Here is a 414-nt window from a genome sequence, read left to right on the forward strand (position 1 = left end):
ATCGACACCTGTCCGGAGGAAAATATCGTCGAACTGGCCAATGGCTGCATCTGCTGCACCGTCGCCGACGATTTCGTCCCGGCGCTCGACCGTATTCTCGCGCTGACGCCGAGGGTCGACCACATCCTGATCGAGACATCGGGCCTGGCGCTGCCCAAGCCGCTGGTCCAGGCCTTTCAATGGCCGAGCGTGAAGAGCCGCGTCACAGTCGACGGCGTCATCGCCGTGGTCGACGGGCCGGCATTGGCCGAGGGCCGCGTCGCCAACGACATGGACGCCCTGCAGGCGCAGCGCGCCGGGGACGAGACGCTCGACCATGACGATCCGGTGGAAGAAGTGTTCGAGGACCAGATCGCCTGTGCCGACCTGATCATCCTGTCGAAAAGCGACCTGATGGACGCCGCCGGTACCGCC

1 protein-coding gene is annotated in these 414 nt (G+C 65.5%); it reads left to right on the plus strand.

Annotation, left to right across the window (positions count from 1 at the left end; genetic code table 11):
* On the plus strand, positions 1 to 414 hold a 414-nt coding region (locus tag EN893_RS37760), incomplete at both ends, for a GTP-binding protein (protein ID WP_281062562.1).

The sequence above is a fragment of the Mesorhizobium sp. M7A.F.Ca.CA.004.04.2.1 genome, from assembly GCF_004022825.1.
Classification (GTDB): domain Bacteria; phylum Pseudomonadota; class Alphaproteobacteria; order Rhizobiales; family Rhizobiaceae; genus Mesorhizobium.